Here is a 13,828-nt window from a genome sequence, read left to right as displayed (position 1 = left end):
CATTCCTTATTCGGCATTACGTTGCGCCAATATTGTTAGCAGCTTGTCGAACGGTTTATTGAATTTTTCGACACCTTCGTCTTCAAGCTGTTGGGTTAATTGGTTAAGGTCGATGCCCAGCGTGGGCAGTTGTGCCAATACCTGACGGGCTTCGGCGACACCTTGTTCGAGCTGCGCTTGCGGTTCGCCGTGGTCGCGGTAGGCGTTAAGGGTTTCCAGCGGCAAGGTGTTGACTGTATCCGCACCGATCAAGGCTTCGACGTATTTTACATCGCTGAACGCGGGATTTTTGCTGCTGGTGCTTGCCCATAACAGCTGTTGGACGTTTGCGCCTTGCGCTTCCAAGGCTTCAAAGCGTTCACTGTTGAAGGTTTCTTGGTAGATTTGGTATGCAATTTTCGCGCTGGCAACCGCCACTTGTCCGCCTAACGCTTGTGCCGCTGGGGTTTCTAACAGCGGGTCTAGCAGCGCATCAATGCGGCTAACAAAGAAACTGGCGACGGAGGCGACTTGCTGCACGGATTCGCCTTGCGCGAGGCGAGTTTCAATGCCTGCGATGTAAGCCTCGGCGACTTGCCGATAGCGCGGCAAGCCAAACAGCAGGGTGACGTTGACGTTAATGCCTTCGCTGATAAGTCGCTGGATGGCGGGCAATCCGGCGGTAGTCGCGGGGATTTTGATGAAGACATTCGGGCGGTTCAAGGCTGCCCACAAGCGGCGTGCTTCCTGCAATGTGCCGTCGGTATTGTGCGCAAGGTGCGGGTTGACTTCCAAACTAACGTAACCATCTTTGCCGTTGGTGCGGTCGTAAAGTGGGCGGAATGCGTCAGCGGCACTTTGCACGTCTTGCTGGCTGAGGGTTTCGTAGATGGCTTCGGCACTGTTGCCTTGCTGTGCCAGCGCGTGAATGGCAGCATCGTAAGCGTGGCTGTCGGTGATGGCTTTCTCGAAAATGGCGGGGTTGGAGGTGATGCCACGTAAGTCATCGTCCTCAATCAAACGTTGCAGTTCGCCGCTAGTTATCAGGTCACGCCGAATATAATCCAGCCAGATGGATTGCCCGAAGGTGGCTAAATGGTTCAAAGGATTGTGGTTCATAACGCTGTCCCCAAGCCTTTATCGACATCCATTTGCAATGGGGGCAAACCCGCCAAAGCATGGATGGTGCGGATCACACCTTGTCCGCTCGGAAACAGTTCTTCCAAATACTTGCTACCACCTTTATGGGCAAAAGCCTGATCGAGGAAACGCACCGCGTTGTGAATCTGCTGACTTTGGTCATTGTTGGTATTTTCCTGATAATGCTTGAACAGGGTGTCCACCACTTCAAGCACTGCGGTGCTTGGGGTCATATTCAGGGAAGCGGCATTTTGCTTTACCCGCTGGTGAATTTCTGTCAGTGATACGTCTTCAATGGCGTGGTACAGAAGCCTTTCATTTTTTAGTCCAAGATTTGACATGACAACACCTTTTTAAACGGTATTTTTGAACATAATAATGTTCTATGATTTGCGATAAAAACACATGGGTTTTTATACTGAATGCCAGATGGTTTTTTAGATAATAATAAAAACTAAGTTCGATTTCATTAGGCGCTAAATTTGCTTATGTTGCAAGCTTCTGTCATTATTAATACAAGATTTGTCTATGCTAATCAAATAAATATTTCCGTAACATAATAATCATTACAGGGAGAAAGTGATGGACACTGCTAATTCTGAGTCTCATGCCAATCCGTCCGTAGCAGAATCCAGTGCTACATTTAAACAAGTTTTAAAAGTGGATGCTGCGTTGTTTATCGGCATTGTGTTTCTGGCTTTGTTGGGCGTGGGTATTACCAATTACCGCGTAGACAATGCCTACAGCTACTGGAGCTATATGTTGGTATTTCTGGCACTGACGACAACGGTATGGGGAAGCTGGCGTTCCAAAAAGCTGGGGTTATTGCATAGTGGTAAGCTATTGTATCAGCAAGCTATTTTGTGGGGTGCGGCACTGGTTGCCGTGGCGGTCATTTACCGACTGCTGGAGGCAGGGCGTATCAATGTGGATACGATGGGTTTACTGGTGTTATTGATGCTGACTTTCGCGACGTTTGTCGATGGAATGTTGGTGTCATGGAAATTGTACGTGGTGGGGGCGTTGTTACTGTTGACGCTATTAATGGCTGCTTACGTTGGACAATTTCTGTGGATTATTCTATTAGCCGCTGTTGTATTAATCGCATTGGTGCTGGTTTTTGTGGTATGGAAAATACGTTCTTATAGTAATGATTGATTTAAAACATACAATACGACCATATTATGGTGATAGATGATTAATCCTATTAAACGGCAGAGTGTGTGATGGAATACAAGGATTATTACCAAGTTCTGGGTTTGACCAAAGAAGCCACGCAGGATGACATCAAGCGTGTCTACCGCAAACTGGCGCGTAAATACCACCCTGACATCAGCAAGGAAGTGAATGCCGAGGAGCAGTTCAAAGAAGTGGGCGAAGCCTACGAAGTCTTGAAAGACCCGGAAAAACGCGCTGCCTATGATCAGTTGGGCGAAGACTTGAAAGCCCAGCGTGATTTCCGTCCGCCACCATCCAATGGTGCTGCGGGAACGGGTCAGTCTGCCGATTTTGATGATTTCCTTACCAACTTGTTTGGTCAACGCGGGCGGGGTGGTGCAGGGCGGACACAATCCATGCAGGGTGAAGACAGTCATTTCAATGTGTCGATTGATTTGGAAGATGCTTACCGAGGGGCGACGCGCAGCTTGAATTTGCGTGCTGCCCAGCAAGAACGCACCCTCAATGTCAAAATTCCCAAAGGGGTCAAGCAAGGTCAGCACATTCGTTTGCAAGGACAGGGCAGCTCCGGCATTAACGGTGGGGCAGCGGGCGATTTGTATTTGGAAATCGCTTTCAACCCGCATCCGCTGTATCGCGTTGAGGCGCTGGATGTGTATCTGGAATTGCCGCTTGCGCCGTGGGAAGCCGCGTTGGGTGGTAACATCAAAGTGCCCACCCCGGATAGTGCGGTGGATATGAAAATTCCGCCCAATTCATCCACAGGGCGCAAATTACGCTTGAAAGGGCGCGGCATTCCCGCGCAAACACCGGGCGATTTTTACGTCACCTTGAAAGTGGTGTTGCCCGATACCCTCAGCGACAAAGCCAAGGCGTTGTACAGTGAATTGGCGTTGGAACAAGCCTTTAATCCGCGTGCCGGAATGGGAGTCTGAGTGATGCAAACCGCTATAAATGAAATCATCGGCAGAATTTTGGAAGACGATGCACTGTTTTCGCTGGAAGATCTGTGCCGTTCTTGCAGTCTGCTACCTGAACAACTTGTGGAAATGGTGGACGAGGGGATTATCGAACCCATCGACTACCAGCAAACCACCACGAGTTGGCAGTTTGCTGGCAATAGCCTGGTAAGGGTGCGTACCGTGATCCGGCTTCAGCGCGATTTGGGTGTCAATCTGGCAGGTGCTGCTTTGGCGGTGGAATTGCTGGATGAAATCAAGGTTTTGCGGGGTAACGTGCCCCGTTGCTAGTCGTTTTGCCACTGACCCAACGCAAAACTTCCAGAGACACACCAATCCCCAGCACCAAGCCCATGCCCGCCAGCAGTTGGGGAGTACTCATGACGCTAAACCCCATAATCTCGCGCAGCACGGGGATGGTAAACACCACCACAAGCAATAATCCCACCGCGCCAAACATCCGCCAAATCCACGGATTACTTGCTGTCAAACCATGCAACAACGTCCGCGCTACATTGCGATTGGCAAGAATGAGCAGGCACAATCCCAGCACCAAGCCCATGAACATTGCCCCGCGTATGTCTGTTGCCTGAAAGCCTTGCCCATCCATCAGCCAATACCCCAACAGCAACACTTCCGCCACCGCAATGCCTTGTAGCAACGGGTAAAGCAGCGTGCTAAACGCAAACGGCGAATCGCTTAGTTTGCGCGGTCGGCGCGTCATAATGTCGCTGGCTTCTGGTTCAGCCTCGAACACAATCGAACAGGCGGGGTCGATCAGCAATTCCAGCAACACGATATGCACCGGCAACAACAATATCGGCCAATGCAATAACGCCGGAATCAACGCCAACACAATAATCGGCATGTGTACCGCGAAGGTGAACGCGGTGGCCTTGGTGATATTGTCGTAAATGCGCCGCCCTTGGCGAATCGCGGCGACAATGCTGGCAAAACTGTCATCCAACAGCACCAAGGCAGCGGCTTCGCGGGCAACATCCGTGCCGCGTTCGCCCATCGCAATGCCAATATTGGCGGCTTTGAGGGCGGGTGCGTCGTTAACGCCATCGCCGGTCATGGCGACCACTTCACCGTTTTGTTGCAGTATCTGCACCAGCCGCAGTTTTTGTTCGGGTTGCAAGCGGGTGAACATATCCACTTGCTGCAATTGTGTGTGCAATTCGGCATCGCTGAGTGCCGCCACTTCGGCGCCCGTCATCACCGCCGTGCGGGTACTCAGGTTGACTTGTTGCGCAATCGCCCGCGCGGTGGCGGGGTGATCGCCTGTCATCATGATAATGCGCACCCCAGCGGCACGGCATTCGGCAATCGCGGCGGGTACTTCTGCTCGTGGTGGGTCAACAAACCCGACCAACCCCAGAAAGGTAAAGCTGAAATCGTGCTGGCTGGGCGGCAATTCCTTGCCTTGCCATTGACCTTTGGCAACGCCTAACACGCGCAAGCCACGCTCTGCCATGCTTAACACTTGCTGGTGGATAATGTCGCGTTCGGCAGCGGGCAAATGGCACAAATCCGCCACGGCTTCGGGCGCACCTTTGCACGCCAGCAAATGCTGGGTGGGATCATTGCTGGAAAATACCTGCGTCATCGCCAGTATTTCGGCTGACAGGTCATACTGAAATTCCGGTGCTTGTGAATGCCAATGTTCCGTGTCCTTTAACCATTGCTGGGCGAAGGTCTGAATGGCTTTTTCCATCGGGTCGAAAGGGTCGAGCGGCGTGGCTAACAGGGTGAATTCGGCGAGTTCGTGAAAAGTTTCCGGCAGGGCGTTTGCGCCTTCATTGCGGAAGGTTGTATCCGCTGCCACCAGTTCTTCCATCTTCATGCGGTTTTGGGTGAGCGTGCCGGTTTTGTCCACCGCCAGTACCGTGATTGCGCCCAAGGCTTCGACCGCTGACACGCGCCGCGTCAACACCTTTTGCTTGGAAATGCGCCATGCACCCAGCGCCAGAAACACGGTCAGGATGACGGGAATTTCTTCCGGCAAAATCGCCATTGCCAGTGCAATGCCCGACAACAAACTGTCCAGAAACGCCCGTCCGTCCCACAGCCAGCCCAGCAATACTAGCAGGGTGGCAAAGGTCAAACCTACGATGGTTAGGACGATAATCAGCTTGCGCGAGGCTTGTTGCAGACCGGAGGGGGCTTCCAGCGTCGAGGCTAAGGCTTGCCCGATACGCCCGACAGCGGTATTCACGCCGATGGTGCTGACTTCCGCCATTCCCACGCCTTTGGTGACGACAGTGCTGGCATACAGGGCGGTCGAAGGCGATTTGTTGACCGGCACGGCTTCACCCGTGAGCAGCGATTCATCCACGCTCAACTGCCCATCCAGCAGCAAGGCATCGGCAGGGATGCGGTCGCCTTCGTGCAATACCAGCACATCGCCGCGTACCACTTCGCGCCCCGGAATGCGGATTTCCTGTCCGTCACGTACCACCAAGGCACGCGGCGCAGAAAGGTCACGCAAGGATTCCAGCGCACGTTGCGTCTTGCGTTCTTGCGCCAGGGTAATGCCAATCACGACGAATACGAAACCGAGCAGGAATGAGGCTTCGGCACGACTCCCCAGCGCGAGGTAGATGCCGCCCGCGCCTAACAGCATCAGGAACATGGGTTCGGTAAACACGCTCAAGGCAATGGCAAACAGGGATTTGGGGATACTGCCGGGGAGCATGTTTTCGCCGTCGGCTGCCAAACGGCGGGCGGCTTCGGTTTGGGTAAGACCAGTTAAGTTTTTGTTCATAGTCTTGTTATACACCTGTCGGGTGATATATGGAAATCAATAAGTTATTAAGTTTTGTGCTTTTGCAAGCGTATCAATCGTGCCTTGTGCTTGCTCATGCTAAACTAGCCACATATATCAACCTAAATGTTGCAGCCCTATGATCCAGTTTCCCTACGGTATCAGTGATTTCCAGCGTATTCGCTCCCAAGGCATGTTGTACTTTGACCGCACCGCGCACATTCCCGCGATAGAAGCCGCTGGGGATCAGTTGGTGTTCTTGCGCCCGCGTCGGTTCGGGAAATCCCTGCTGTTGTCAACGCTGGCGAATTACTACGACCGTCACACGGCAGATGAATTTCCCGCGCTATTTGGCGATCTTGCCATCGGCAAAAATCCTACCGCCGAACGCAACCAGTACCTGATCCTGCGTTGGGATTTTTCCAAAGTGTCGGGGCAGGGTGATATTGAACAGATTAAGCGCAATTTGTTTGAGCATATCAACGTGGCGATTGAGGAGTTTGTGGAAAAGTACCGCCATACCCTGACCTCTGCGGTAACGGTTTTGCCTCACAATGCGATTGCTTCCTTTGAATCCTTGGCAGGCGTAGTCAAAAACAGCGGGCATACCGTCTACCTGCTGATTGACGAATACGACAATTTTGCCAATGAAATCCTCACCAGTGACCCACGTGATCGGGTACGTTACCACGACTTGCTGGAAGGTGAGGGCGTGTTGAAAACCTTGTTCAAAGTGATCAAGGCGAGTGCGTCCGAGGGCAAAATTTCGCGGGTATTCATTACGGGCGTTTCCCCTGTAGTGTTGAGCGATATGACCAGCGGCTACAATGTCGCCACCAGCATTTATTTGGATGAGCGTTTCAATGCCTTGTGTGGGGTGACGCAAGACGAACTGACGTTGTTATTGCAGCAAATTCTGCAAGCCCATCAGCAGGATACTTGTAAAGTTGCGGGTATTCTGGATGTGATGCGGCGATTCTATAACGGCTACCGTTTTTGCGAAGTGTTGACGTTGCCGCTGGTGTATAACCCTACCTTGAGCTTTTACTTTTTGCGCCATTACCAGCAGAACGGCGATATGCCGCGCCAAATGCTCGACGGCAATCTGGCGATGGATGCGGGGCGCATCCGCTACATTGCCAACCTGCCAGCAGGCGCGGCAGTGATTGACCAAATTTTGGATGAAACCTGCACCACCCCCCTGCGGCAATTGGAAACCCGTTTCGGGGTAGAGCAATTGCAACGGGTGCAACACGACCCGACCTACATGCTCTCCCTGCTGTATTTTTTTGGCGTGCTGACCATAGCGGACGTGGATGGCATGGGGCGGCTGGTGCTGGCAATCCCCAATTTGGTGATCCGTGGCGTGTACGTTGAGCAACTCAAAGAACAAACCTTGCCGCGCTTTGAAGACCAGCAAACCGCACAACACTTGGCAGAAAACTTCTACCAGACGGCTGATTTGCAACCCGTGGTCGAATTCGTTGAGAACAAATATTTTGCTGTATTCAGCAACCGTGATTACCGCTGGAGTAACGAACTCACAGTGAAAACCGCCTTCATGACGCTGCTGTTCAACGATTTGTATTACATTATGGATTCGGAAGCGGTGATTCAGCGGCGTTATTCTGACCTGCTGATGATCATCCGCCCGAATATGCGGCGTTTTCCACTGCTGAAAGACATCGTGCTGGAATTCAAATACGTGTCGCTGGCAGATGCCAAACTCACGGCAGAACAAGTGCGCGGTCAATCACGCGAAACGTTGGCAGCGTTGCCGGTGGTGCAAACAGCGATGCAGGCGGCATTGACCCAGTTGCGGGATTACCGCCAAGCATTGGAAACCAAATACCAGCAACCTGAGCGTTTGCACTGTTTGGCGGTGGTGGCACTGGGGTTTGAGCGGGTGTTGTGGGAAGCGTGCTAACGTGCGCGAGCATTGGCTTTATCCGAATCAATGTGCCCGTCCACCAGTTCAATAATGCGGTCACACCGTTGCGCCAAACGCGGGTCGTGGGTGACGATTAAAAAGCTGGTATCGCTGGCTTCATTCACACGGCGCAGCAAATCAAACACATTGTCGGCGGCTTTGGTATCGAGGTTGCCGGTTGGTTCGTCCGCCAGCACCAGCGCGGGTTGCATCACTAAAGCGCGGGCAATGGCAACGCGCTGTTGTTGCCCACCGGATAAATCATTGCTCATGTGCTTGCCAACACTGGCCAGCCCCACTTGCTCAATCAATTCGGCAGCACGTAAACGCATCGCTTCATCGGGGCGACCCCTTGCCGCCAGCAACGGCAACATCACATTTTCCAGCGCGGTAAATTCGGGCAGTAAATTGTGGAACTGGAACACAAAACCGATAGCCTTGGCACGCAGCAGCGTCAGTTCCCGATCCTGCAATTGCGTCGTCGGTTGCCCCGTAATCAACAATTCACCCGCCGTCGGTTTGTCGAGCAAGCCAATCAGGTTCAGCAAGGTACTTTTGCCCGAACCGGACGGACCAATCAGTGCCACGAATTCGCCGCGTGCAAGGGTTAAATCCAGCCCGTGCAGCACTTCGGTTTCCGCAGGCAAACCCACGTTGTAGGCTTTGCGGATGCCCTTGAGTTGCAGGGTAATGGCGTTAAAGTCAGCCACGAATCGCCACCGCTGGGTCAAGCCGCGCTGCTTGCAGGGCAGGGAACAAGGCAGCGAGTATCCCCACCAGCGTTGCGCCCACGGCTGCGTACACAAGTAACATTGGATCAAACGTAATGGGGAAAAGCTGCGTGCCATCGGCGTTAATAGCGATATTGCGCCACGCATTTAAAAACAGCCAACCCCCCAGCGCACCCAACAGCGAACCGATCAAACCCGTCAACGCGCCTTGCAGCAAAAACAGCCGCAGGATCTGTTGCCGCGATGTACCCGTCGCCCGCAAGATGCCAATCGCTTTGGATTTTTGCACCACCGACACTACCAACACGCTGGCAATGCCCAACGCGGCAGTCAGTCCGACGAAAAAGCGGATCACGGTGTTGGACATGGATTGTGCTTCCAACGCGCTGAAAAACTGGGAGTTGGTGGCAATCCAACTGTCAACTTTCAAGCCGGTTTGCGCCTGAATGGTTTGCGCCACGGTTTCGGCAGTAAATGGCGCGTCCAGATTCACGCCGATGCTGGTCACACCGCCCGCTAAATCGAGCAGGCTTTGCGCAGTGCGCAGCGCGACGTACACCGAACGTAAATTTAACTCGCTATTGCCGTAATCGAAAATGCCGCGAATGCTCAAGGTTGCCGTGCCGCCGGATGCGGTTTGCAGATTGAGTTTATCGCCTGTCCACACGCCCAAATCTTTCGCCAAATCCAAGCCGATCAGCATATCCGTGCCGGTGATATTGGCTGTGCCTGCGATGATTTTACTGTTGAGGGCGATGAGTTGCAGGTAGGTTTCTGGCTCAATGCCGGTCAAGCCGACGGCTTTGTTAGCTTCGCCGCGCACGATAAAACCCGCACCTGATACCACCGGAGCAACGATGCTCACCCCATCCATTTTGGCGACTTGCGCGAGGACGGTTTGCCATTGATCGACCGACTGCAAGCGTTGCGCCCGTGGTTGCACCAGCGTGGCAAGCATTCCACCGTCCGGTTTGTGGAGAGGACGCGACACTTCTTTGGGCGGCAGAATCACGATTTGCGCTTGAAAATCCAAGGTACGTTTGAACAAATTGCTTTGCAGCCCGCTGATCAAGGCAGAAATAAACACAATTACCGACACGCCGAGCGCCACACCCGCCATGATCAGCAAGGTTTGCATTCGTGCTTGACGCATGAAGCGAATCGCTAAAATCCATTCAAAGGGCATGGCTGAATTCATGGCGGCAGTGTCACCCGCACCCGCTGATCGGCTTTGATCAGGGCTAAATTCGCCGGAATCACCGCTTCACCGGCGGTCAGACCGTTTAACACTTCCACGTTTTCATCACCGCGCAAGCCGAGCGTGACGGTTTGTTTTACCGTGCGGTTATTGCGCACCACCAGCACCCACGGCGCATCGCTGCTGGGTTCGTGCAGCGCACCCGTGGGGATTACCAGCGCATCCGGCTTTTTGGCAGTTTCTATATCGACTGAAACGGTCATGTCTTGGCGCAAATAATCCGGCGGTTCTTTGACCCGCAATTTCACCTCTACCGCGCCGCGTGTCGCATCCACGCCGGGGTTGATGTAGGCAACTTCGGCATTAAAACGCTGTTGCGGGAAGGCATCGGCGGAACTCAGCGCGACTTGTCCGACGGCGAGTTTGCCGAGGTTTTTTTCGTCGATTTGCACTTCAATCTGGGTTTCGCCTTGCGCTGCCAACACCATGAAGGCTTTGCCAGCGGTGGCAATATCGCCCGGTTCAATGCTGCGGCTGATCAGCGTGCCGTCGGCGGGGGCGAGGATGGTGGTTTGCGCTAACTTGACTTGCGTGAGTTGCAAGGATGCGCGTGCTTGATTTAAGGCGGTGGTGGCAAGTAATGCATCGCTGCCTTTGGGCTGGTTGCTTTGCACTTGTAATTGGGCTGCTTCCAGTTTGCTGTTGGCAACATCCAGATTGCGTTGGGCGGTGTCCAGTTCGGTTTTGCTGATGTATTTCTGGTTGTTGAGCGAGCGGATGCGGGTGAGTTGTTGGCGGGTTTGTTCGACATCGGCTTGGGCTTGGCGCAGTGCTTCTTGCGCGGTAGGTAGCGCGACTTCGCGTTGCTGACGCAGTTTGGCTTCGGCGAGTGCTACGGCGGTGGTGGCTTGGGTGAGGCTGGCGCGTTCAGTGCTGTCTGCAAGCTGGATGAGCAAATCGCCGCGTTTGACCGCTTGACCTTCTTTGACGGGAATGTGAGTGACGCGCCCGGTGATTTCTGCCGCGACGGAAATGCGCTGCGGCCATGTGACGCGCCCGCTGGCAACGACGGTTTGGCGCAATTCGCTTTTAACGACGGTTTGCGCTTCAACCGGCGTGCCGAAGAGTAGATTCTGTGCGAAATAGCCACTGATGAGCAGTGCAAGTGCGATCGCAAGGGCGGGGCGGTAGAAGCGTTTCATTAAACAATGTATCCATGCACAGTATTTTGTTGCTCCTTGAGTAGGCACTCGCTATCCGGTTGATTTCCAAAGAAGCCGGAGTTGAGTGGACACGTGGATGGCGGTTTCCAACCCTGAGTTGGTTCAGATTCAGGCAGTGTGGAACAAGCCGCTATACCGAATAATATAGCCATTAAAATGGCTGCTCGCGCAGCCAATAAAGGTGAAATTATCATCTTTTTATTAACGCACGCCGTTACCAATGATTCCACCGACCGCCGCACCACCGATGGTTCCAGCAGTCGAACCACCCGTTACGGCGCTACCGGCAACAGCACCAACGCCCGCGCCTACAGCGGTATTTTTCTCGCGGGTGGTCATCCCCGAACACGCTGTTAAACTTAGTAAAACAGCAAAGATTACTGCGTTAGCCGTTAATGAATGTAACATTTTCATCGTCATACTCCGTGCCCTTTAAACAAGGGCAACTGTTAAATCAATTAAGCAAACAATATTATTTCAAGCGATAAGTCACACCCATAAACAATGAATTATCGATTTCATCATTACCATTGTCAGCAATATCATCACTGACTTTGGATAATGCGGCTACCGTGTCAAATGCCAGTTTGTTGCTAATATAATAACGGTAGGTAGAACTCACCGCATTGGTTGTTGTATCAGCGCTGGTAACATCATTGTGATCGTAATTCATCGCCCAGCTATTTAACCAATCCACGCGGTCAGTTAATTCATGCGTCAAACTCATGGCATTTTTAGCAGTATAGCTACTGTCGCTATCTTCCAAAATCGCAGAAGCTGATGCTTCATTGGAAAACTGGGTTTGATTATTCAACGGGTGATGGTATTCCGCACCCACATCCAATGCCGGTTTGGTATCACTGCCATCATAGTCTTTAAACACCTCGCTAACGCCCACTTTGGCTAACCAGCCGTATTTGCGGGTAGAAATGCGTTCGTTGACCAACACATCACGTGCTCTGAGAATACCGATGGCGCCAAGTTCACCTGCCGTTTTACCTGTCGCTTGCAGAACTTTTTCAATATCCGCCATCCAGTTCTGCTGATAATCGACTGCGCCGTATTTAGTGCGGTATTCACTCTCGCGTGCAATAATGTTTGCAACTTGGTTATATTCTGCTTTAGTTAAACTACCTGTCAGGCGCTGTTTCTCAGTCAATGCTTCGACTAAACGAATGGCTTGTGCCATCGGTGTCACATTGACGACACGACCATAGCCTACACCGACGCCTGCTTTAATACGTGGGTCATCAGCACCTTTTTTAATGCCGATTTCGCCATCAGTATACCAAAAAGCGCCTTTGCTATTGGGCTTGAAGTATTTGTTCATGCCTACTGAGCCGGTGCCCAAATAGTTTTCTTGCGTGTCATCGTCAGCATTCGGGCCGCGTTTGGATGAGCCTTGCAAATCCCCGTTGAGCTTTATATCGCGATCGGGAGAGCTGAAAACCTTTTCATAATTCATGTCCAGATTCAAATCATGGCTGGTTTGATCTTGATTGCCGCTATTGATATTCAACCGCCCAGAAACATACGCATCTTCATACGCGCTGGTAGGTTGTTCGTAATCAAACAGAGTGATGTCTTCCGCTATCGCAGGCGCTGTTACACTCAATAGTGCAGACGCAACTGCGAAGGCTAGCATTTGTGTTTTCATTGTATTTACATCCGTAAAAAATCGTTAAAACGCACTAAGGAAAATCCTTTAGGGTTTTACTTTTTTAAGGCTTCTTCTTTTTTCATTGCATCTTCAGCTTCTTGCTTTGCGCGTTCTGCTTTAGCCTTATCAATTTGCTCTTGCATCGCATCGGCAGCATCTTCGGCTTTTTCTTTTACAGCATCTGCGGCATCTTTCATGTTTTCGTTAGCGTCATGCGCTGCGTCTTTCATGGTCTCATTTGCATTGTGGGCAGCATCAGCCGCTTTCTGCTCAGTGCTATTGTCACAGCCCAGCAATGTTGCTGCGAGTAATAACGGTAATAACATAATATTGATTTTCATAAAAACTCCGGTATGTGTTAAATATTGGTTTCTAGTTTCATGCCTTCGGCATCAATTTTTAAGCCAGTGACGGCGGCTTCTGCTTCTTCAAGGCTCATGTCGTAATATTCTTGTAATTTGCCCACGAGAACTTCGATTTTGCCACCGACTTCAAGCAAATCATCATCGGTCAATTTGCCGAACTGCTCGCGTACTGCGCCCTTGATTTGATGCCAATGAGCTGATAGATAGTTGGTATCCATGAAATTGATCCTTTAAAGCGCATCTTGGCTTCATTTGGGAGGAGTTAAAAAGTAAGGCAGCCCACCTTTTGGGGGAGGTAAAGTCAATAGACTGCCCTAAAATGCTAGTGTGTTAGCAAAACTGATTGGAAAGGGGAAAGAGAGCAGGGTTAAGCTTTGAATTTAGCCGTAGCGTCTTTAACGGAATTGCTTAATGAATGCCAAGCGCTTTCTACGCCATCTTTCATATTTTCCCATGCGCCATCACTGGCTTCGCCAAACTCTTTTAATTTCGCTTTGGCTACGTCAAACTTCTTCTCCATGTCATGCATGTGTTCGTCATAGCTAATACGGGTATCGGCTGAAGCCATCTTTGCACGCGCTTGAAACTCGGCTAATTTGGCTTGGGCTAAGGCTAACTCGCCTTCGATCTTTTGTTTATAATTTTCTTGAGTGCTCATAATATATCTCCTTTATCTGTGATGGAATTAATTTTTTCT

The 13,828-nt window shown here is 51.7% G+C and carries 15 protein-coding genes; 4 read left to right on the top strand and 11 right to left on the bottom strand.

Annotated elements, in window-relative coordinates:
* Positions 1 to 6: 6 nt before the first annotated feature.
* Together tal and L3K52_12450 are read right to left on the bottom strand one after the other, a co-directional pair.
* Entirely contained in the window at positions 7 to 1,098 is a 1,092-nt protein-coding gene (gene tal / locus L3K52_12455) for a transaldolase (GenBank protein UOG91008.1), read from the bottom strand.
* Complete coding sequence (locus L3K52_12450) at positions 1,095 to 1,460, bottom strand: TusE/DsrC/DsvC family sulfur relay protein (protein UOG91007.1); 366 nt, start codon at positions 1,458 to 1,460, stop codon at positions 1,095 to 1,097. The genes tal and L3K52_12450 overlap by 4 nt, the downstream gene beginning before the upstream one ends.
* A gap of 241 nt (positions 1,461 to 1,701) precedes the next feature.
* Between L3K52_12450 and L3K52_12445 the strand changes: the two genes are divergently transcribed.
* From L3K52_12445 to L3K52_12435, 3 genes are all read left to right on the top strand, one after another.
* The gene (locus tag L3K52_12445) at positions 1,702 to 2,277 is read left to right on the top strand and encodes a hypothetical protein (GenBank protein ID UOG91006.1); all 576 of its coding nucleotides are present in this window, start codon (positions 1,702 to 1,704) and stop codon (positions 2,275 to 2,277) included.
* Positions 2,278 to 2,345: 68 nt separating this feature from the next.
* Positions 2,346 to 3,233 (top strand): DnaJ domain-containing protein, encoded by an 888-nt coding sequence (locus tag L3K52_12440; GenBank protein ID UOG91005.1) that lies wholly within the window; start codon positions 2,346 to 2,348, stop codon positions 3,231 to 3,233.
* A gap of 3 nt (positions 3,234 to 3,236) precedes the next feature.
* Complete coding sequence (locus L3K52_12435) at positions 3,237 to 3,548, top strand: chaperone modulator CbpM (GenBank protein ID UOG91004.1); 312 nt, start codon at positions 3,237 to 3,239, stop codon at positions 3,546 to 3,548.
* Here the strand turns inward: L3K52_12435 and L3K52_12430 are convergent.
* Entirely contained in the window at positions 3,514 to 6,024 is a 2,511-nt protein-coding gene (locus L3K52_12430) for a cation-translocating P-type ATPase (GenBank protein UOG91003.1), read from the bottom strand. The two genes, L3K52_12435 and L3K52_12430, sit on opposite strands and share 35 nt — an antisense overlap.
* A gap of 139 nt (positions 6,025 to 6,163) precedes the next feature.
* On the opposite strand from L3K52_12430, the gene L3K52_12425 reads away from it, so the two are divergent.
* Positions 6,164 to 7,951: an ATP-binding protein gene (locus tag L3K52_12425; protein UOG91002.1), complete on the top strand. Its 1,788-nt coding sequence runs from the start codon at positions 6,164 to 6,166 to the stop codon at positions 7,949 to 7,951.
* Here L3K52_12425 and L3K52_12420 read toward each other — a convergent pair.
* The 8 genes from L3K52_12420 to L3K52_12385 all read right to left on the bottom strand — a co-directional run bounded on the left by L3K52_12420 (position 7,948) and on the right by L3K52_12385 (position 13,789).
* The gene (locus L3K52_12420) at positions 7,948 to 8,664 is read right to left on the bottom strand and encodes an ABC transporter ATP-binding protein (GenBank protein UOG91001.1); all 717 of its coding nucleotides are present in this window, start codon (positions 8,662 to 8,664) and stop codon (positions 7,948 to 7,950) included. The two genes, L3K52_12425 and L3K52_12420, sit on opposite strands and share 4 nt — an antisense overlap.
* The gene (locus L3K52_12415; protein ID UOG91000.1) at positions 8,657 to 9,871 is read right to left on the bottom strand and encodes an ABC transporter permease; all 1,215 of its coding nucleotides are present in this window, start codon (positions 9,869 to 9,871) and stop codon (positions 8,657 to 8,659) included. The genes L3K52_12420 and L3K52_12415 overlap by 8 nt, the downstream gene beginning before the upstream one ends.
* Positions 9,872 to 9,879: 8 nt before the next feature.
* On the bottom strand, positions 9,880 to 11,085 hold the full coding sequence (locus L3K52_12410) for an efflux RND transporter periplasmic adaptor subunit (protein UOG90999.1): 1,206 nt from the start codon (positions 11,083 to 11,085) through the stop codon (positions 9,880 to 9,882).
* 222 nt (positions 11,086 to 11,307) lie between these two features.
* The gene (locus L3K52_12405) at positions 11,308 to 11,520 is read right to left on the bottom strand and encodes a glycine zipper 2TM domain-containing protein (protein ID UOG90998.1); all 213 of its coding nucleotides are present in this window, start codon (positions 11,518 to 11,520) and stop codon (positions 11,308 to 11,310) included.
* A 58-nt stretch (positions 11,521 to 11,578) separates the two neighbouring features.
* Entirely contained in the window at positions 11,579 to 12,751 is a 1,173-nt protein-coding gene (locus L3K52_12400; protein ID UOG90997.1) for a DUF481 domain-containing protein, read from the bottom strand.
* Between the two features lie 68 nt (positions 12,752 to 12,819).
* Complete coding sequence (locus tag L3K52_12395; protein ID UOG90996.1) at positions 12,820 to 13,107, bottom strand: hypothetical protein; 288 nt, start codon at positions 13,105 to 13,107, stop codon at positions 12,820 to 12,822.
* A gap of 17 nt (positions 13,108 to 13,124) precedes the next feature.
* Positions 13,125 to 13,349, bottom strand: a complete 225-nt coding sequence (locus L3K52_12390; GenBank protein ID UOG90995.1) for a CsbD family protein — start codon at positions 13,347 to 13,349, stop codon at positions 13,125 to 13,127.
* A gap of 149 nt (positions 13,350 to 13,498) precedes the next feature.
* Positions 13,499 to 13,789, bottom strand: coding sequence for a hypothetical protein (locus tag L3K52_12385; protein UOG90994.1), 291 nt, complete (start codon positions 13,787 to 13,789; stop codon positions 13,499 to 13,501).
* Between the last annotated feature and the right edge of the window lie 39 nt (positions 13,790 to 13,828).

The organism is Candidatus Thiothrix sulfatifontis (assembly GCA_022828425.1).
GTDB classification, from domain to species: domain Bacteria; phylum Pseudomonadota; class Gammaproteobacteria; order Thiotrichales; family Thiotrichaceae; genus Thiothrix; species Thiothrix sulfatifontis.
The sequence above is the reverse complement of the archived record's forward strand: the minus strand, read 5'-3'. Positions and strand labels throughout refer to the sequence as shown.